Below are 17,616 nucleotides of genomic sequence, written 5' to 3'. Positions count from 1 at the left end.
CTCTCACCTCCGGTCCACTAGCCGATACGGTCCAAGACTATCGACTCGGGGCCGGTGTACGCCTCACCAATGGCGACGGCATCCGCCAGCACCTCCTTGGCGCGCGCAAAGCGCTCCGGGGTCGCCGTGTGCAGCGTGAAGAGCTTGTCGCCCTTAGCGATCGACTCGCCGGGCTTCTTGTGGATCTCGACTCCCGCGACGGCCTGCACCGGATCTTCCTTGCGGGCTCGGCCGGCACCCAGACGCCACGCGGCGACACCGACATCGAGCGCGTCCATACCGGTGATGACACCGTCGGCCTCGGCCAGGATGTCCTCGGTGTGCTCAGCAACGGGAAGGGGCGCATCCGGGTCGCCGCCCTGGGCGCGGATCATCTCGTTCCACTTGTCCATGGCGCGGCCGTCCTTGAGCGCGGCTTCGACATCGACATCGCCCTTGCCTGCCGACGCCAGCATCTCCTTCGCGAGCGCGACCGTGAGTTCGACGACGTCCTTCGGGCCGCCGCCCTGCAGCACCTCGATGCTTTCGCGAACCTCCAGCGCGTTACCCGCGGTCAGTCCCAGCGGAACGGACATGTCGGTCAGCAGCGCCGTCGTCTTCACTCCCGCATCGGTGCCAAGATCCACCATGGTGCGTGCAAGCTCGCGGGCCTGGTCCAGGTCCTTCATGAACGCACCTGCGCCCACCTTGACATCCAAGACGAGCGAGTCGGTGCCCTCGGCAATCTTCTTGCTCATGATTGAGGAGGCGATGAGCGGAATTGCCTCGACGGTGGAGGTGATATCGCGCAGTGCGTAGAGCTTCTTGTCCGCCGGCGCGAGTCCAGCACCGGCCGCGCAAATGACCGCGCCGACCTCTTCGAGCTGGGTGAGGATCTCCTCGTTCGACAGATCGGCTCGCCACCCGGCAATGGATTCCATCTTGTCCAGCGTGCCGCCGGTATGACCGAGGCCGCGCCCCGATAGCTGTGGGACGGCAACATCAAAGACGGCGACGAGCGGCGCCAGGGGCAGCGTGATCTTGTCTCCCACCCCACCGGTGGAGTGCTTATCGGAGGTCGGTCGCGATAGCGAAGAAAAGTCCATCCGCTCGCCCGAGGCGATCATCGCGGCGGTCCAGCGTGCGATTTCCCCTCGGTTCATCCCGTTCAGGAAAATCGCCATGTTCAGGGCGGCCATCTGTTCGTCGGCGACCGCGCCGCGCGTGTAGGCGTCAATCACCCAGTCGATTTGATCGCCGGAGAGCTCCCCCTTGTCGCGCTTGGTGCGGATGACGTCGACGACGTCGAACCGTTCGGTCATGATGTCTCCTTCTTCTTCATTTCTGCCAGGTCCCAGGGCCCGAAAGCCTCGGGTAGGACCTCGCTCATCGGCATGACCCCGCCCGGCATCTTTACCAGGAGGTCGGGTCCACCGTGTTCGAACAGTAGTTGGCGGCAGCGGCCGCACGGGACGATGGTCTCCTCGTTGCCATTCACGCAGGTGAAGGCGACGAGGCGGCCACCGCCAGTGTTGATGAGATCTGAGACGAGCCCGCACTCCGCACACAACGTCACGCCATAGGCGGCGTTTTCTACGTTGCATCCGGTCACGATGCGGCCGTCATCGACGAGCGCGGCCGCGCCGACGGGATAGTTGGAGTATGGCGCGTAGGCGCGCCGCATCGCAGCGATCGCTTGGGCGCGTAGTTCGACCCATGTTGCCTCAGTGTGGGGCATGGTTCTCCTTCATTAACCAGTACAGCCCAGGTAGACCCTGGGCTGTACTGTGCCGAAGCTTGCGGCTTACGGGTAGGGTTTGCCTTCCATCGCGGGCGGGCGAACCGCCCCAACGAAGCCCGCAACCGCGAGGATTGTCACGACATACGGGATCATGAGCAGGAACTCGTACGGGATGGAGTTGTTCACCGACTGCATGACGTAGCCGAGGTTGGTCGCGAAACCGAAGATGGCGGCCGCGGCTACGGCACCCTTGGGATTCCAGCGGCCAAGGATCATCGCCGCGAGGGCGATGAAGCCGTTACCGGCAGCCATGTTCTTGGTAAAGGCCAGGCCCAAACCAATCGAGAAGAACGCGCCACCAAGTCCGGCGAGCGCACCGCCCAGCATGACGGCCCGCCACCGGGTGCGGTTGACCTTGATACCCACGGTGTCAGCGGCCTTCGGGTGCTCACCGCAGGCGCGCAGGCGCAGACCCCAGCGCGAGCGGAAGAGCATGAACTGCAAAACGATCACGATGATGTACATGAGGTAGACCAGGATCGTTTGGTTGAAGAAGACCGGGCCGATGACCGGGATATCGGACAGCAGCGGGATCGGGTAACGGCCGAGGAACGACGCACGATTCAATCGCGACGGATCATTCATTAGCCACGAGGAGTACAGGAAGGACGTCAGGCCGAGGACGAGCATGTTGAGCACGACGCCGACGATGATGTGGTCCACCCGGTACTTGATGGTGAACAGGCCGAGCAGCAGCGCCACGAGGACGCCGGCCACGGGAGCGAGCAGCATCCCGATGAGTGGGCTATTCGCGAGCGATGCGATGACCGCCCCCATGAAGGCCCCCGCAAGCAGTTGGCCTTCGATCGCAATATTGATGATGCCGGAGCGTTCACACACGACACCCGAAAGGGCCCCAAGGATGAGCGGAACGGCGAATGCCACTGCACCCTGCAAGAGCTGGACGACGGGCATCGTGGCGCCGGTGCGACCCGCGACAATCCATACCAGGAAGCCGAGGATGAATGCGACGGCCGCGAGACCGGTGAACATGGCGACGTACTTCTTGCGGTTCATCGCAAGATAGGTCGCGACCCCCGCAAAGACGATCGCCAGGACGGCGAGCGTCCATACGACCGGTGAGGAGTTCATGTGCAGGTTGGAAATCTCGAAGGCACGCGATGCTCCGGCCATCGAGAATACCGACTCGCCCTTGGAAATTGTGGCGAAAATGACCGTCAGGATGGCCATCACCATTGCCGCGATCGGGAACCGCCACTGAATTGGAGCGTGGATGACGGGCGCCTCGATTACTTCATCGTGGCGAACCATGTCTGCTGTGGCCTGGCTCATGCCGCCGCCACCTCCTTCTTCGTAACGCGGGCTCTCGGGGTCGTGCGCCGCTCCGGATCAGGTAGCCGCAGGATCCACCGCACGAGCGGCGGAGCTGCGATCAGCAGCACGATGATGGCCTGGGCGACCTGGACGATGTCAACGGGGATCTGTGCTGCGGCCTGCATGGTGGCGGCGCCAGCATTGAGTGCACCGAAGAGCAGACCAGCAAAGACCACGCCCACGGGACGCGAGCGTCCCAGCAACGCAACGGTGATGGCGTCAAAACCGAAGGATGCGGCCACGCCGTTGGACAGGAACCGCTCGGTTCCCAACACGGGACCGGTCGCGGCAAGACCCGCGAGTGCACCCGCAATGATCATCGTGATGATGATGGTGCGGTTCACCGACACGCCAGCGGTGCGTGCAGCCGATGGGTTAGCGCCTGCTGCACGGATCTCGAAGCCGAGCGTCGAACGTTCCAGTAACCACCAGACGAATGCCGCTGCGGCGAGCGCGACGAGGATGCCGTAGTGCAGGCGGAACGGCGGACCGAAGATCAGCGGGTAGGAGGCATCGGCCGGAATGTTCTCCGACTTACCTGCGTAACCCGCCCCAATGTAGGTCTTGGTCTTGAGGAAGAACGACAGCAGGTAGAGCGCGATCGAGTTGAGCATGATCGTCACGATAACCTCGTTCGCACCCGCCTTAGCTTTTAGGATGCCGGGGATCGAGCCCCAGATAGCGCCGCCCAGGGCCGCGCCGAGGACTGCGACGATCAGGTGGAGGCCTACCGGCAGCTCCCACGCGATGCCGACATAGCCACCAACGAGCGCACCGAGGATGATCTGCCCCTGCGCACCAATGTTGAACAGGCCGGCGCGGAAAGCCACCGCGACGGAAAGGCCTGCCAGAATCAGCGGCACGGCATTTGTCATCGATTCGGTCAAGGGCCGGACCATGCGAGCGGTCGAGCTGGCCGAGTAATCAAACAGCGCGCCCCTAAAGAGCGAGCTGAAGAATCCGGAAATGGAATGCCAGACCGCGGCGAAGAAGTCCGATGGGCGAGCGAACAGGTAGGAGGCCGTCGTCTGGACGCGAGGGTCAAACGCCGCCACCAAAATGGCTCCTATGATAAGCGCGAGCAGAATCGCGAAGAAGATCAGGACGCCAGAGGAGCCCATGATCTCGCGGATTACCGACTGGCTATCCTTGCGTCGGTCTTGACGCGACGCTGGCGCCTCGGGGGCTTCAGCGGCCTCGGGGGCCGCTTGCATGCTGGGTTCGATGGGCGTGGGGTCGCCTGTGGGATTCGGGGTCTGTGTCATGACTCCTCCTTGGCGATTTCCGCCGACTGTTGATCGGATTCGGCCTGTGCGACGGCTTCCTCATAGGGAACGCCAGCCATCATCAGGCCGAGGACCGAGCGAGGGGTATCGGGCGTGACCATGCCGACAAGCTTGCCGCCGTACATGACCGCGATGCGGTCGGCGAGGGCATAGATCTCATCGAGTTCGGTCGAGACAATGAGCACTGGCGTGCCCTTGTCTCGTTCCGCGACGATGCGGGCGTGGACGAACTCGATCGAGCCGACATCGAGGCCGCGCGTGGGCTGGGATGCCACCAGGAGGTGGAGATCGCGAGACATTTCGCGGGCGAGAATGACCTTTTGCTGGTTACCGCCAGACAGCGTCGAAATGGGATCAAAGACTGAGGTGACGCGAACATCGAACTCATCGCGACGTTCCTCAGCGTTCTTTGCGATCACCGACTTGTTCATATTGACGCCCTTGGCGAAGGGTTCGCGATCGTACATATCGAGGATCATGTTCTCGGCGATGGAGAACGTCGCGATCATGCCGTCGGTGGAGCGGTCTTCGGGAACGAAGCCGATTCCGGCCTTCAGGCGGCTCTTGACGTTCATCCCGGCCAGCGGCTTGCCGTCCAGCTCGATTGAGCCCTGGGAGATGTCGCGCAGGCCCAAGATTGCTTCGGCGAGTTCGGTTTGGCCATTGCCCTGAACACCCGCGATTGCCACGATCTCGCCCGCGTGAACATCGAAGCTGAGATCGCGGACTTCGGCGCGTCCGAGATGGTCGAGCACCGTGAGGTTCTTGATCTGGAAGTCGGCGTTGCCCGGCTGCGCAGCCTTCTTGTCGACTCCAAGGTCGACAGCGCGGCCCACCATGGCCGAGGCGAGATCTGTTTCCGATGCGGAAGGATCGGCGGTACCAACGACTTTGCCGCGACGGATGACGGTGATCTTGTCAGCGACGGCTTTGACTTCACGTAGCTTATGGGTGATGAGGATGATGGAGCGGCCCTGCTCCTTCAGCTCCCGCATGATCTGCAGCAGTTCATCTGTTTCCTGCGGGGTGAGCACAGCGGTTGGCTCATCGAGAATGAGGACCTCAGCCTCCCGGGAGAGTGCCTTGATGATCTCTACTCGCTGCTGTGCGCCGACCGACAGGTCCTCGATGTAGGCATCTGGATCGATATTGAAGCCAAAGCGGTCGGACAGTTCCTTCACCTTGGCGGCGGCACGTTCGGTGGAAATGATCCCGAGTGGACCGGTTGGTTCGTAGCCGAGGGCAACGGATTCGGAGACGGTGAAGACGGGGACGAGCATGAAGTGCTGGTGCACCATGCCGATACCGGCGGCGACGGCGTCGCCGGGACCGTTGAATGTGACGGGTTTGTCGTCGATGAGAATCTCGCCACCGTCCGGCTGATAAAGCCCGTAAAGGACGTTCATCAGCGTGGATTTACCGGCGCCGTTCTCACCGAGCAACGCATGGATTTCACCAGGTTCGACGACTAGATCAATAGAGTCGTTGGCCACGAGGGGCCCGAAAACCTTAGTGATCCCGCGAAGTTCGAGTTTCACTTGGCTGTTCCTGTCAGTCTGGCCCGCACCGATACGGGCAGGCAGTCGGATGGAATTAAGGAGAGTATGGGTCGGCCCGCGAGCATGTCGGAGAAAATTCCCCTGGCATCTCTCGCGGGCCGATTGCGAGCTTTACGGCTGGTTCTCGGTCTCAACCTTGATCTCGCCGGAGATGATCTGGTCCTTGATCTTCTCCAGGGCATCCTTCAGTTCCGCGGGGACCTTGTCCTCAAAGTCGTGGAACGGAGCCATCGCGACACCACCGTTTTCCAGGGTGCCCACGTAGGCCTCAGAGCTGTAGCTGCCTTCAGCAGCAGCCTTGATCGTGTCGAAGACGGACTGGCCGATTTCCTTCACGACAGAGGTGAGCATGACGGCGCCGTCTGAGGTGGACTCGAAGCCATCGGAGTCAACCCACACGACCGAGCCCTTGCCCTGCTCCTTGACGGCGGCAACCGTACCGGAGCCAACCGGGCCAGCAACCGGCATCACGATGTCGACGCCCTGGGCGAGCATGTTCTCGGTGATCTGCTTGCCCTTGTTGGTGTCGGAGAAGTTACCAACGAACTGACCGGTCTGTGAGTCCTTGGACCAGCCCGCGAGCGTGACGGACTTGCCGTTGTCCTCGTTGTACTTCTTCATGCCGTCTTCAAAGCCATCCATGAAGATCTTCACCGAGGGCAGGTCCATGCCGCCGAAGGTGCCGAGCTTGCCCGACTCCGACATACCTGCAGCGGCGTAGCCCGCGAGGTAGCCAGCTTCAGCGGTGTTGAAGACGAGGGGCTTGGCGTTCGGCAGATCGAGCACCTTGAAGTCCTCGCCCTGGCCCTCGGTGATGCGAGAGTCGATGAGAGCGAAGTGGACGTCCTCGTTGGCGCGCGCCGAATCACGGATCGCGTCGTTGAGCATGAAGCCAACGCCGATAATCAGGTTGCAGTTCTGACCCATGAGGGAGTCGATGTTCTGCTGGAAGTCACCCGGGCTGTGGGATTCAGCCATGGCGACCTGGACGCCGAGTTCGCTTTCGGCCTTCTTCAGGCCTTCGAAACCGGACTGGTTGAAGGAGCGGTCATCAAAGCCGCCTTCATCGGAGACCATGCACGCCTTGAACTTGGCGTAATCCACGCCGTCCTTGGCGCCATCGGTCGCTTCGCCGGTGCTGTCGGTCTTGTTGTTCGTGGCGGTAGGCGTGCTTTCGGGCGCCTGGCCACATGCTGAAAGAACCAGGGCCGCAGCGGCCATGGTGCTGAAGAGTACTGACTTCTTCACGGGTTCTCCTACCTGCAGTCTGCCGCCACAGAGGGGAGCTCAACGGACGACTCCGTTGTAGCCCTGTGGCGATATGTCCAAAACATCGTACGACGAGTTGTTTCCATGTCCGAAGTCTTTGTCCTTGGATTTTCGTTTCGTTACCAATTCGGGACGGAGATGGACTCAATCACAATGACCTCATCTACCTCGTTGACGAATGGGTCTCGTCGAACCTGTTTCGACTTCTCCTCCAGCATACGTGGGAGAGAGCCCTGTGCCGCACCATGGAACGCCCTTGACGCCATGATCTTCGGCACACGGCTGAGTTTCAGCTCACAATCAAGCAACGCAAAAGCGACCGGAACTAACGTTTCACTAAACCATCTATGACGGCTATCGCAATCAAAGCAGCTCGGCCTTTATTCGCCGTGGTAGTAATGGCGCCGCATCTTCGCGAGCTTGGCTTCAGTGCGTTTGATCCGCCACTTTTTGTATGCACCAATGATACCGCCCCAATAGGGCGTCTCGGGTTCCTTGGGCTCAGCGTCCGGATTGAGCGAGGGATCGGGATTGAGCGCGCCGGTCATCGCTTGGAAATCCCAGTTCAGCGTTCGAGGAGCCGAGACGGTGACATAGTTGGGCGATTCATTCTGGCGAATTTCCTCCGGCGAGTCCGGCGTAACCGGGGCCGGAGGGTTGGCGGTAAATGCCGCCATCAGCAACGTGACGCGGGCAAGCAGGTTGACCCACAACAGCAGGGTGACAAGTGCGGTCGCACCAGCTAGCACAGGGTTATCGCTGACCGAGCCCACAGCGGCCGTTCCTACGACGCGAAGCACCGACGAGGCGATCGCTGCAAGCCCCGCCCCCATCACGAGGTCCTTCTTTGGCACTCGCATTCCCGCCACGAATCGGAAGAGGAAGACAAAGACTGCAAAGTCGACCGCAGCGGCGATGAGGAAGGAGACGGCACGCAGCAAGAAGCCCGCGACAGCCCCCTCAACGCCGAGCCAGTCCAGGATCGCGGTGCCGAGCGTGCCCGCGGCGATGCCGAGCGCCGAAGTGACAAGCACAGCGAGGGCAAGGACAACGAATCCGGACAGGTCTTTGAGCTTGCCGACAACGAAACTCACCGGGGCACCGACGATGCCGAACATCTTTTGGATCGACGTGCGAAGTGCGGTCATCACCGCGAGCGCCGACCACAGCAGGACCACGAACGCGATGATGGACGTCAAGTTCAACGCCGTATCGAGCACGAGACTGTCGGGGCTGACCAAGCCATTATTGGATCCGTTGTCAATCATTCCCGGCAGCGCGGTATTGACCGAGTCGATCACCGAGGCGCGCAGCTGGTCATTTCCGCCGAGCACCGCCATGAAGATCGTCCACCCGATGGCTAATGCGGCGAAGATGGAAAACAGTGCGGCATAAGCGATACCACCGGCTAAGTAAAATCCCGAGGCCATCGATAGGCGCGACATAGCGCGACCGACGCGAGTGGATTGGTACCACGTGAAGGTCGCCTTGGCTTTGCCCACGGCGCTTGATTCACTTGCAAGCAACTCTTTGAGGGAGATCTTCTCGACTGCGACAACTGTCGCCTCGTCAATTCGCGGGTTATCTTCCAGGCTGGTCATGGAGCCAGGCTATCGATGGTGCAGGCTCCAGGCGACATTTACCGCGATCCCGGTCCGCTGAGTTTCACGCACTCTTGCTCGGACCAGTGCTCCAGCGAGGGGCCGGTGACAACACACATATCGGTGACGAGACTGCTGCCAGAGAAGTCCGCCATATGCTCGCGAACCGCGTCGAGCTGAGCATCATCATCGATTTGAGCGAGGGTGATGTGCGGGACGAATGGGAACCTAAAATCGGCGCCGGGTACACCCGCCTTGAGCTGGCGATGCAATCGGAAGATGGATTCGCGCCCCCGCGCAATGTCGAGATAGACGACGGGCGAAATCGGTTCGAAGGTACCGATCTCCCCGGACGACACTTCAAATGGCGAGCATGTTTCCCCCACCGTAGCGGTGTGTGCTAAGAGCGCGTTGATCTCACCAGCGCTGGCCCGCCATGGCGGCAGCACGGTGATATGGGTCGGAACTTCGATGCCGGGCGGAAGGGAGGCCGACCGAGCGTCGCGGACCGCGCGCGCTAGCGATCCCGACAAGGGCAGGATCACACAGGCGTAGAGACTTCGGGACGCAACCATCCAGGTCAGCTTATCGCGGCTCGACGATTTTCACGCCGCCCGCCGTTCGATCTTGTTCGATTGTGTTTGTTTTGCAACAATAGGACCATGAGCAAAGCAGCTAACGGCGGGCCACCCCTTCTGGCACGGCAACGCCAAGAGAGAATTCTTGCCTGGGTCGAAGATCATGGCGCCGTGCGAGTCGCGGAGATCGTCTCGAGCCTGGGAGTCTCGGAGATGACCGCGCGTCGCGATATCACCGAACTTGTCGACCGCGGACTCGTGGATCGCGTTCACGGTGGTGCGGTCGCGCTCGAGCCGGCGGCTGTGGAGCCTTCCTTTGAATCAAAGTCGATTCAGTACGTGAGTGAGAAGGCCCGCATCGCCGAGGTCGCGGTCCCTCGAATCCGTCCGGGCGAAGCCGTGGCTCTCACCGCTGGCACCACGACCCTCGCCGTTGCCCGAGCCCTGACAACACTCCCCCACTTCGCAACGCTCACGATCGTGACAAACTCGCTGCCGGCCGCTCAAGTGCTGTACGAGGCGACACTGCAAGCCCGGGCCGAAGGCAAGACCGCACCGACCGTCATGCTCTCGGGCGGCGAGCGCACCCCGTCCGACGCACTCGTGGGCATGCTCGCGATTGAAACCTTCCAGCAGCTGCGCCTCGACTGGGTCTTTGCCGGCGCACATGGCTATGACCTGGAAGTCGGACTCATGACGCCCAACATGTCGGAAGCGGCAACGAACACCGCAATGATTGAGGCCTCCCGCACGGTCGTCGCGGTCCTGGACCACACCAAGTGGGGCGTTGCGGGCCTGCGAAGCTTCTGCCATCCCTCTCGCATCGGGGTCATCGTCACCGATCAAGAACCCGATAGGGCGACGCGGGAATCGCTCGTCAACCATGGAATTAACCTGGAGGTCGCGAAACGCGATGCGTAAAACTACCACTCGCATGGCAGATGGCCGCGAGCTCATCTACTTCGACGATTCCGAGCCCTATGTTTCGGGTAAGGCCACCAGGCGACTCGATGATCCGCGCCCACTGCCGGATCGATTCGAGTCCATGAGCGCGGGACCTCAAATGCGACAGTGCCCCCTCACGGGCGAATGGATTCCGATGGCCACCCACCGGATGAACCGCACGTTCCTGCCGCCCGCTGACGCCAATCCACTCGCACCAGCGCGGCCCGGCGCGGAATATCAAGACGGCGAAGTTCCCGACACCGACTACGACGTTGTCGTCTTTGAAAACCGCTTCCCGTCCCTGCTTGCGGTTCCCGGCGAGGACACCGGGATCGTCCACGTCGACGGCGAGGAGCTCTTCGCCGCTGCTCCGGCGGCAGGCCGCTGCGAGGTCATCTGCTTTGGCCCGCGGTTGGAAGAAAATCTCGTCGACATGGGCCCCAAGCGCATGCGCACCGTCATCGGAGCGTGGGCGGATCGCACCCGTGAGCTCAGCGAGCTCGAGGGCATCAAACAGGTCTTCTGCTTCGAAAACCACGGCGAGGAAATCGGCGTCACCCTGCACCACCCCCACGGTCAGATCTACGCCTACCCCTACATTCCGCCTCGCACCGCCGCGATGCTGCAGCGCGCTACCGCCTACCGGCAGGCCACGGGACGCCAACTGCACGAAGACGTTCTCGCGGCCGAACTGCGCGCGGGAACCCGCATCCTTGCCGAAGGCGAACACTGGGTGCTGTATGTCCCGGTCGCTGCGAAGTGGCCGATCGAGGCCCACCTCGTGCCGCGCCGCAACGTTCCTGACCTCGCCGCACTGAACGAGGACGAGAAATCTGAGCTCTCGCACATGTACCTGGATCTGCTGGCGGCCGGAAACTACTTCTTCGCCGACAAGGTCGGCAAGCTCAACATGCCCTACATCGCCTCGTGGAACCAGTCCGTCATCGGGCCCGGTCGCGAGGACCTCCGCCTGCACCTGCAGTACTTCTCCTTCCTGCGCTCGCCCGGCAAGCTGAAGTACCTGGCCGGATCCGAATCGGGCATGGGCGCTTGGATCTCGGATACGAGCCCCGAGAACATCGCGGAACGCTTCCGTAGCGCACTCGCTCTCGCCTCCGCAGAGCAACCCACCCGGTGATAGACATGACGACCTGGCAGACCTCAGAGCCATTCGCCCTCGCCGCCGGCGCCGAGCGCGTGACGCGCCTGGCTGAGAACGCCTTCGGCGCATCCGAGCGCCCCGCCGTCATCGGCTCGGCGCCCGGCCGAGTCAACCTCATTGGGGAGCACACCGACTACAACGGCGGGCTCGCCCTGCCGATCGCCCTACCCCACCGCACATTTGCTCACGTGCGCCTGCGCGATGACCGAACCGTTCGGCTCACATCCGCGCAGGCCGACGGCGTGATCGAGGTATCGCTCGATGATGTGGCCCCCGGTGCGGACCTCGGCTGGTCCAGCTACGTCGTGGGCGTCACGTGGGCTGCCGAGCAGGCCGGACTCCTGCAGCGCTGCCCGGGCTTCGACATCGCCGTTGACTCGTGCGTGCCCTTCGGCGCGGGCCTGTCCTCCTCCGCCGCGTTGGAGTGCACCGTGGCGGTAGCGCTCGCAACCGCGACCGGCTCCACCCTCGCACTGGACGACGACGAGGGCCGCGCGCGCTGGGTTGAGGCGTGCGTGCGGGCCGAAAACGAGATTGCGGGCGCCCCGACCGGAGGCATGGACCAGGCCGCGTCGCTGCGCGCCCACGAAGGTCACGCGCTCGCCCTCGATTGCCGCACCGGCGAGATCTCCCACGTGCCGTTCGACCTCGAAGCGGTGGGCGCGACGCTGCTCGTCGTCGATACGCGGGCACCACACGCGCTCGTCGATGGGCAGTATGCGGCCCGGCGCGCCGATTGCGAGCGGGCCGCGCAGCTGCTCGATATCCCGCTGCTCGCCGACATCACCGACCTCGATTCAGCGCTGGCCCAGCTCGCCGAGCGGGCACCTTCGGCCGACCGCGACCGCCTGGTTGCTCGCACGCGCCACGTCGTGACTGAAATTGGCCGCACGCGCGGCTTCATCGAGCTGCTTCAGGACGGCGCGCTTACCACGCCCGAGGGCAGACACGCGCTCGGCGAGCTCATGTTCGCCTCGCACGCTTCGCTGCGCGATGACTACGAGGTGACGTGCCCCGAGCTCGACCTCGTGGTCGATACGGCCGCCTCGGCGGGCGCGATCGGTGCGCGCATGACGGGCGGCGGGTTTGGCGGCAGCGCCATCGTCCTGACCACCAGCGAGCGTGCTGCCGATACCGCGGCCGCGATCCGTGCGGCGTTTGCGGAAGGGGGCTTCGCCGAGCCCCACCTGTATGCCGCAATCGCAGCCGCGCCGGGCTTTGCTCATGACACGATTGAGCCATGACCTTCGTTGCCATCATTCCCGCAGGGGGCGCCGGCACGCGCCTGTGGCCACTGTCGCGGCGCCACCACCCCAAATTCCTGCTCGACCTCACCGGCTCGGGCTCGAGCTTGCTGCGCTCGACCGTTGACCGACTCGACTCGCTCGCCGATGAGACCCTCATCGTCACGGGCGCCGCGCACGCCGAGGCCGTCGCCGCGCAGTCCGGCCTGCCGGAAACGGCGATCATTACCGAGCCGTCGGGTCGCAATTCGCTGCCCGCGATAGCGCTCGCGAGCGCGATTGCGGCACGCCGCTACGGTGAGGACGTCCTTGTCGGCTCCTTCGCGGCCGATCACGTCATCGAAAACGAGGACTCCTTCGACGACGCGGTCCTGACCGCGCTCACGTGCGCCGAAGATGGCTACATCACGACGATCGGCATCACCCCGACGCATGCCGCGACGGGCTTCGGCTACATCAAGCTCGGCAGCGAGCTCGAACTGTCCGCTGCCGAGACGCCCGATTCCAAGCCGGAGCTCGCGATCGCGGCGACGATGCTCGCTCAAACGTCGCTGCATGTGACCGGCCCGCACCCGATCGCTCCCCCGCTGCCCGCCTACCGCGCGAGCCAGTTCGTCGAAAAACCCGATGCGCAGCGCGCTAGCGCCTACCTGGAGTCCGGCGAGTTCGTCTGGAACGCGGGAATGTTCGTCATGCGGGCCGATGTCCTGGCACGCCACCTGCGCTCGCTCATGCCCGATTTCGCGGACCATATCGAGGCCCTTGCGCAGGCGTGGGATAGCGAGGACCGGCAGGACGCGCTGGCCGAGCACTGGGATGCGCTCGAGGCCATCGCGATCGATCACGCGATTGCCGAGCCCGTCGCCGCGGACGGCGGTGTCGCCGTCGTTCCCGCGCCCGCCGATCTCGGCTGGGATGACTTAGGAGATATGGCGGCGCTGCGCCAGCACCTCGATGTGGACGTCTCCGAGCATGCCTTCGCGCTCGATTCCCCGGGCGCGCTCGTCGTCGATCACCGCACGGGTGATGACCTGCCCGTGGTGATCGCGAAGGGGATCGAGAACGTCGTTGTCACGTTGACCGACGACGCCATCCTCATCACGACGGCCGATCAGGCCCAGGGCGTCGGCGAGATCCCGAAGCTGCTCGCCGAGCGCGGCCGGGCGGACCTGGCCTAAAGCTCGTAGCGCACCGTGAGCGGGGCGTGATCGGAAAACCGCTCCGCCCACGTCTCGGCGCGAAAGACGTGCGCCTCGCGCGCGGCCGCGGCGAGGCCGGGGCTCGCCATCTGGTAGTCGATGCGCCAGCCGGCATCGTTGTCGTAGGCCTTGCCGCGCCAGGACCACCACGTGTACGGGCCTTGCACGTCGCCTGCTAGCTGACGGTGGACGTCAACGAAACCAAGCTCATCGAACCAGCGATCGAGGTGGTCGATCTCGTCTTGCAGCACGCCCGCCGTCTTGTTGTAGTTGCCCTTCCAGTTCTTGATGTCCCGCTCGCTGCGCACGATATTGAAATCGCCCGCGATGAGGACCTCGCGGCGACCGGCGGCCATATCGGCGGCGAGGTCGCTAAGGCGTGCGCCGACCCGATCGAGGTGGGCGTATTTGAAGTCCATCTTCTCGGTGCCGACGGTGCCGGAGTGCAGGTAGGTGGAGATGACCGTCAGCGGGCGCTGCAGCCCCGGCACGCTGAGATCGACTTCCAGCCAGCGGCCCGAATCCACCTCCGGCTCCTCCTCGCTCAGCCCGGTGCGGACCTCACCGTGCGGCAGCGCGGAGATGACGGCGACGCCTGCCCGGCCCTTCAGGCACGAATCGTGCAGGTGGATCGTGTCCGTCGTTTCGAAAACCTCATCGAGCTGGGCGCGGTTGGCGCGCACCTCTTGCAGCAGCAGGATGTCCGGCGCGGCGTGGGTGAGCCAGTCAGGCATGCCGCGGCGGGCCGCGGCGCGGATTCCGTTGACGTTGACGGTAGAGATCGAAAGCATGCCCCTATCGTCGCATGCCGCGCGGACACGCTCGACGAGACCTCGTTTGCGACGCGCGCTACGCCTTCGCGGCGGCGGCGCGTTCGGCCGCTTCCACGACGTTGACGAGCAGCAGCGCGCGCGTCATCGGTCCCACTCCCCCGGGGTTGGGCGAGAGCCAGGAGGCGACCTCGTCGACCCCGTCGGCGACGTCGCCCTGCAGGCGAGCCTTGCCGCTCGCCTCATCGACGACGCGCGAGACGCCGACGTCCAAGACGATGGCGCCGGGCTTGAGCATCTCGGGCGTGATGAGTCCGGCGACGCCCGAGGCGGCGACGACGACATCGGCGGCCCGGACCTTGTCGGCCAGGTCCGTCGTTCCGGTGTGGCAGCTCGTGACCGTGGCGTTGACGTCCTTGCGGCCCATGAGCAGCCCGATGGAACGCCCGACGGTGGTCCCGCGGCCGACGACGCACACGTCGGCGCCGTTGAGGTCGATCCCGTGGCGCTGCATGAGCTCGATGACGGCGCGCGGCGTGCACGGCAGCGGCGTGTCGATGTCCTCGGAGACCCGCAGCACGAGCCGCCCGAGGTTCGTCGGATGCAGCCCGTCGGCGTCCTTGTCCGGATCGATGAGTTCCAGCAGTGCGTTGGTATCGACGCCCTTGGGCAGCGGCAGCTGGACGATGTAGCCCGTACACGCCGGATCGTTATTCAGCCGCGTGATCGCCGCGCGAATGTCGTCCTCGCTCGCATCGGCCGGCAGGTCCTCGCGGATGGAAGCGATCCCCACCTGCTCGCAGTCGCGATGCTTACCCGCGACGTAGGAGACGCTGCCGGGATCCTCCCCGACGAGCACCGTCCCGAGGCCCGGCGTGATGCCGCGTTCCTTTAGCGCGGCGACGCGCTCAGCCAGTTCAGCCTTGATCTCGGCCGCCGTCGCCTTGCCATCAAGGACCTTGGCTGGCCCCTGCCACGGCGCCCTCACTGGACGAGCCCGTCGTACAGCGGGAAGTTCTCGGTCAGCTTGGTAACGCGCGCCTTCAGGGCCTCGACGTCGGCGCCTGCCCCATCGCGCAGCGCGATGGCGATGACGTCGGCGACCTCGGCGAACTCGGTCGCGCCAAAGCCGCGCGTGGCGAGCGCCGGGGTACCGATCCGCAGCCCGGAGGTGACCATCGGCGGGCGCGGGTCGAACGGGATCGCGTTGCGGTTGACGGTGATGCCGGCAGCGTGCAGCAGGTCTTCGGCCTGCTTGCCATCGAGCTCGGAATTGCGCAGGTCGACGAGCACGAGGTGGACGTCGGTACCGCCGGTCAGGACGGAGACGCCGGAGTCCTTCATATCATCAGCGAGCAGCCGCTCGGCGAGGATCTTGGCGCCTTCGATGGTGCGCTGCTGGCGCTCGGCGAATTCCGGGCTGCCGGCGAGCTTGAAGGCGGTGGCCTTCGCCGCGATGACGTGCATGAGCGGGCCGCCCTGCTGGCCGGGGAAGACCGCCGAGTTGAGCTTGCGGCCGAAGGTCTCGGCGTCGGAGGACAGGATGAGCCCGGAGCGCGGGCCGCCGAGCGTCTTGTGGACGGTGGAGGAGACGACGTGGGCGTGTGGGACGGGGTTCGGGTGCAAGCCGGCCGCCACGAGCCCGGCGAAGTGCGCCATGTCGACCCACAGGGTCGCGCCGACCTCGTCGGCGATCTCGCGGAAGGCGGCGAAGTCGAGCTGACGCGGGTATGCGGACCACCCGGCGATGATGACGCGCGGCTCATGCTCGCGGGCCGCCTCGCGTACCTTGTCCATGTCGACGAGGTAGGTCTGTGGATCCACGCCATAGGCCTTGGCGTCGTACAGCTTGCCGGAGAAGTTGATCTTCATGCCGTGGGTGAGGTGGCCGCCGTGGGCGAGCTCGAGGCCGAGCAGGGTGTCACCGGGCGAGGCGATCGCGTGCAACACGGCCGCGTTGGCGGTAGCTCCTGAGTGCGGCTGGACGTTGGCGTAGTCGGCCCCGAACAGCGCTTTGACACGCTCGATAGCGAGGTTTTCCGCGATGTCGACCTGCTCGCAGCCACCGTAGTAGCGCCGGCCGGGGTAGCCCTCGGCATACTTGTTTGTGAGCACCGAACCCTGGGCCTGCAACACGGCGCGAGGCACGAAGTTCTCCGAGGCGATCATCTCCAGGGTGTGACGTTGCCGGTCTAACTCCCCGGTCAGCACGTCGGCAATCTCTGGATCGATCTGAGCTAGTGGGGCGTTAAGGACATCCTGCGTCACGGGTACCTACTCCTAGGTTTCGGCCGTCATCGGCGCCGAATCGATAATGGGTGACGAGGTTGAGCCTAGCGCAGATCAATCGGCGGCGGGGGCGCCGAAAGCGTCGACGAGATCGTCATCGTCTTCGTCTTCTTCGCCAAGCACCCGGCGCAGGTAGGAGTAGGTCAGTTCGCCGGCGTATTCATCGAAATCATCGTCGTGGCCGGGCATCCCGGGGATGTCCAGGCTCGCGCGCTTGTCCTGCGCGGTAAAGACCCACACCTCGGAGATGTCCTCGGGCAGGTATTCCAGCACCTTGAGCAGCAGCGCCGTCCCGATTCCCTGCTTCTGCAAGTCGGGCGTGACGGCCAGGCGGCCAAGCTTGGCGCGGGTGCCATCGATCGCGACGCGGATGGAGCCGACGAGCCGCGTGCCAATCCATGCGCCGAGGGTGACGACGTCCTCGCGGGCGAGGTCCTTATCGATGTCCTCTAGCGATTCGGTGAGCACCGGCAGGTGCGGATCGCCGTAGACCTGCGCTTCGGTCACGAACGCCGCGCGGCGCACGGTCATGAGTTCTCCGGCGTGCTCGGCGGTGATGAGGTCGATTCTCACGTCAGACACGGCTGTCCTCCTAAAGA

The 17,616-nt window shown here is 64.2% G+C and carries 16 protein-coding genes; 4 read left to right on the top strand and 12 right to left on the bottom strand.

The window, feature by feature from the left end; all coding sequences use genetic code 11:
* Positions 1 to 17 precede the first annotated feature (17 nt).
* The 8 genes from BLU67_RS05175 to BLU67_RS05140 form a co-directional block, all read right to left on the bottom strand.
* On the bottom strand, positions 18 to 1,301 hold the full coding sequence (locus tag BLU67_RS05175; protein WP_092563153.1) for a thymidine phosphorylase: 1,284 nt from the start codon (positions 1,299 to 1,301) through the stop codon (positions 18 to 20).
* Positions 1,298 to 1,717 (bottom strand): cytidine deaminase, encoded by a 420-nt coding sequence (locus BLU67_RS05170; RefSeq protein ID WP_092563150.1) that lies wholly within the window; start codon positions 1,715 to 1,717, stop codon positions 1,298 to 1,300. Before BLU67_RS05170 ends, BLU67_RS05175 begins: the two co-directional genes overlap by 4 nt.
* A 66-nt stretch (positions 1,718 to 1,783) precedes the next feature.
* Positions 1,784 to 3,073: an ABC transporter permease gene (locus tag BLU67_RS05165; protein ID WP_092563147.1), complete on the bottom strand. Its 1,290-nt coding sequence runs from the start codon at positions 3,071 to 3,073 to the stop codon at positions 1,784 to 1,786.
* On the bottom strand, positions 3,070 to 4,329 hold the full coding sequence (locus BLU67_RS05160; RefSeq protein WP_222842388.1) for an ABC transporter permease: 1,260 nt from the start codon (positions 4,327 to 4,329) through the stop codon (positions 3,070 to 3,072). The genes BLU67_RS05165 and BLU67_RS05160 overlap by 4 nt, the downstream gene beginning before the upstream one ends.
* Before the next feature lie 47 nt (positions 4,330 to 4,376).
* Positions 4,377 to 5,939, bottom strand: a complete 1,563-nt coding sequence (locus BLU67_RS05155; protein WP_092563142.1) for an ABC transporter ATP-binding protein — start codon at positions 5,937 to 5,939, stop codon at positions 4,377 to 4,379.
* Between the two features lie 132 nt (positions 5,940 to 6,071).
* Positions 6,072 to 7,208 carry a BMP family lipoprotein gene (locus tag BLU67_RS05150; RefSeq protein ID WP_222842386.1) on the bottom strand — a complete coding sequence of 379 codons (1,137 nt, stop codon included), beginning with the start codon at positions 7,206 to 7,208 and terminating at the stop codon, positions 6,072 to 6,074.
* 401 nt (positions 7,209 to 7,609) lie between these two features.
* Positions 7,610 to 8,830 carry a YihY/virulence factor BrkB family protein gene (locus BLU67_RS05145; RefSeq protein WP_092563136.1) on the bottom strand — a complete coding sequence of 407 codons (1,221 nt, stop codon included), beginning with the start codon at positions 8,828 to 8,830 and terminating at the stop codon, positions 7,610 to 7,612.
* Between the two features lie 38 nt (positions 8,831 to 8,868).
* Entirely contained in the window at positions 8,869 to 9,405 is a 537-nt protein-coding gene (locus BLU67_RS05140; RefSeq protein WP_092563133.1) for a 2'-5' RNA ligase family protein, read from the bottom strand.
* Positions 9,406 to 9,492: 87 nt separating this feature from the next.
* On the opposite strand from BLU67_RS05140, the gene BLU67_RS05135 reads away from it, so the two are divergent.
* The 4 genes from BLU67_RS05135 to BLU67_RS05120 are packed head-to-tail and all read left to right on the top strand — an operon-like array spanning position 9,493 to position 13,937.
* A complete protein-coding gene (locus BLU67_RS05135; protein WP_092563130.1) occupies positions 9,493 to 10,329 on the top strand; it encodes a DeoR/GlpR family DNA-binding transcription regulator in 837 nt (278 codons plus the stop codon).
* Between the two features lie 13 nt (positions 10,330 to 10,342).
* The gene (gene galT / locus BLU67_RS05130) at positions 10,343 to 11,491 is read left to right on the top strand and encodes a galactose-1-phosphate uridylyltransferase (protein ID WP_261977037.1); all 1,149 of its coding nucleotides are present in this window, start codon (positions 10,343 to 10,345) and stop codon (positions 11,489 to 11,491) included.
* 5 nt (positions 11,492 to 11,496) lie between these two features.
* Entirely contained in the window at positions 11,497 to 12,759 is a 1,263-nt protein-coding gene (galK, locus tag BLU67_RS05125; protein WP_092563124.1) for a galactokinase, read from the top strand.
* Complete coding sequence (locus tag BLU67_RS05120) at positions 12,756 to 13,937, top strand: mannose-1-phosphate guanylyltransferase (protein WP_092563121.1); 1,182 nt, start codon at positions 12,756 to 12,758, stop codon at positions 13,935 to 13,937. Before galK ends, BLU67_RS05120 begins: the two co-directional genes overlap by 4 nt.
* Here the strand turns inward: BLU67_RS05120 and BLU67_RS05115 are convergent.
* The 4 genes from BLU67_RS05115 to BLU67_RS05100 all read right to left on the bottom strand — a co-directional run bounded on the left by BLU67_RS05115 (position 13,934) and on the right by BLU67_RS05100 (position 17,599).
* On the bottom strand, positions 13,934 to 14,749 hold the full coding sequence (locus BLU67_RS05115; protein WP_092563118.1) for an exodeoxyribonuclease III: 816 nt from the start codon (positions 14,747 to 14,749) through the stop codon (positions 13,934 to 13,936). The two genes, BLU67_RS05120 and BLU67_RS05115, sit on opposite strands and share 4 nt — an antisense overlap.
* Before the next feature lie 58 nt (positions 14,750 to 14,807).
* Positions 14,808 to 15,716 (bottom strand): bifunctional methylenetetrahydrofolate dehydrogenase/methenyltetrahydrofolate cyclohydrolase, encoded by a 909-nt coding sequence (locus BLU67_RS05110; RefSeq protein WP_092563115.1) that lies wholly within the window; start codon positions 15,714 to 15,716, stop codon positions 14,808 to 14,810.
* Positions 15,713 to 16,996, bottom strand: coding sequence for a serine hydroxymethyltransferase (glyA, locus tag BLU67_RS05105; RefSeq protein WP_092563112.1), 1,284 nt, complete (start codon positions 16,994 to 16,996; stop codon positions 15,713 to 15,715). The genes BLU67_RS05110 and glyA overlap by 4 nt, the downstream gene beginning before the upstream one ends.
* A gap of 75 nt (positions 16,997 to 17,071) precedes the next feature.
* Entirely contained in the window at positions 17,072 to 17,599 is a 528-nt protein-coding gene (locus BLU67_RS05100) for a GNAT family N-acetyltransferase (RefSeq protein WP_222842385.1), read from the bottom strand.
* Positions 17,600 to 17,616 lie beyond the last annotated feature (17 nt).

It is taken from the genome of Bowdeniella nasicola (genome assembly GCF_900107735.1).
Taxonomy (GTDB): domain Bacteria; phylum Actinomycetota; class Actinomycetes; order Actinomycetales; family Actinomycetaceae; genus Bowdeniella; species Bowdeniella massiliensis.
The sequence above is the reverse complement of the archived record's forward strand: the minus strand, read 5'-3'. Positions and strand labels throughout refer to the sequence as shown.

What these genes read in the sequence shown, in the direction of transcription:
- BLU67_RS05175 (WP_092563153.1), bottom strand. Translation starts at nt 1,301, where the DNA reads ATGACCGAACGGTTCGACGTCGTCGACGTCATCCGCACCAAGCGCGAC.
- BLU67_RS05170 (WP_092563150.1), bottom strand. Translation starts at nt 1,717, where the DNA reads ATGCCCCACACTGAGGCAACATGGGTCGAACTACGCGCCCAAGCGATC.
- BLU67_RS05165 (WP_092563147.1), bottom strand. Translation starts at nt 3,073, where the DNA reads ATGAGCCAGGCCACAGCAGACATGGTTCGCCACGATGAAGTAATCGAG.
- BLU67_RS05160 (WP_222842388.1), bottom strand. Translation starts at nt 4,329, where the DNA reads ATGCAAGCGGCCCCCGAGGCCGCTGAAGCCCCCGAGGCGCCAGCGTCG.
- BLU67_RS05145 (WP_092563136.1), bottom strand. Translation starts at nt 8,830, where the DNA reads ATGACCAGCCTGGAAGATAACCCGCGAATTGACGAGGCGACAGTTGTC.
- BLU67_RS05140 (WP_092563133.1), bottom strand. Translation starts at nt 9,405, where the DNA reads ATGGTTGCGTCCCGAAGTCTCTACGCCTGTGTGATCCTGCCCTTGTCG.
- BLU67_RS05135 (WP_092563130.1), top strand. Translation starts at nt 9,493, where the DNA reads ATGAGCAAAGCAGCTAACGGCGGGCCACCCCTTCTGGCACGGCAACGC.
- galT (WP_261977037.1), top strand. Translation starts at nt 10,343, where the DNA reads ATGGCAGATGGCCGCGAGCTCATCTACTTCGACGATTCCGAGCCCTAT.
- galK (WP_092563124.1), top strand. Translation starts at nt 11,497, where the DNA reads ATGACGACCTGGCAGACCTCAGAGCCATTCGCCCTCGCCGCCGGCGCC.
- BLU67_RS05120 (WP_092563121.1), top strand. Translation starts at nt 12,756, where the DNA reads ATGACCTTCGTTGCCATCATTCCCGCAGGGGGCGCCGGCACGCGCCTG.
- BLU67_RS05115 (WP_092563118.1), bottom strand. Translation starts at nt 14,749, where the DNA reads ATGCTTTCGATCTCTACCGTCAACGTCAACGGAATCCGCGCCGCGGCC.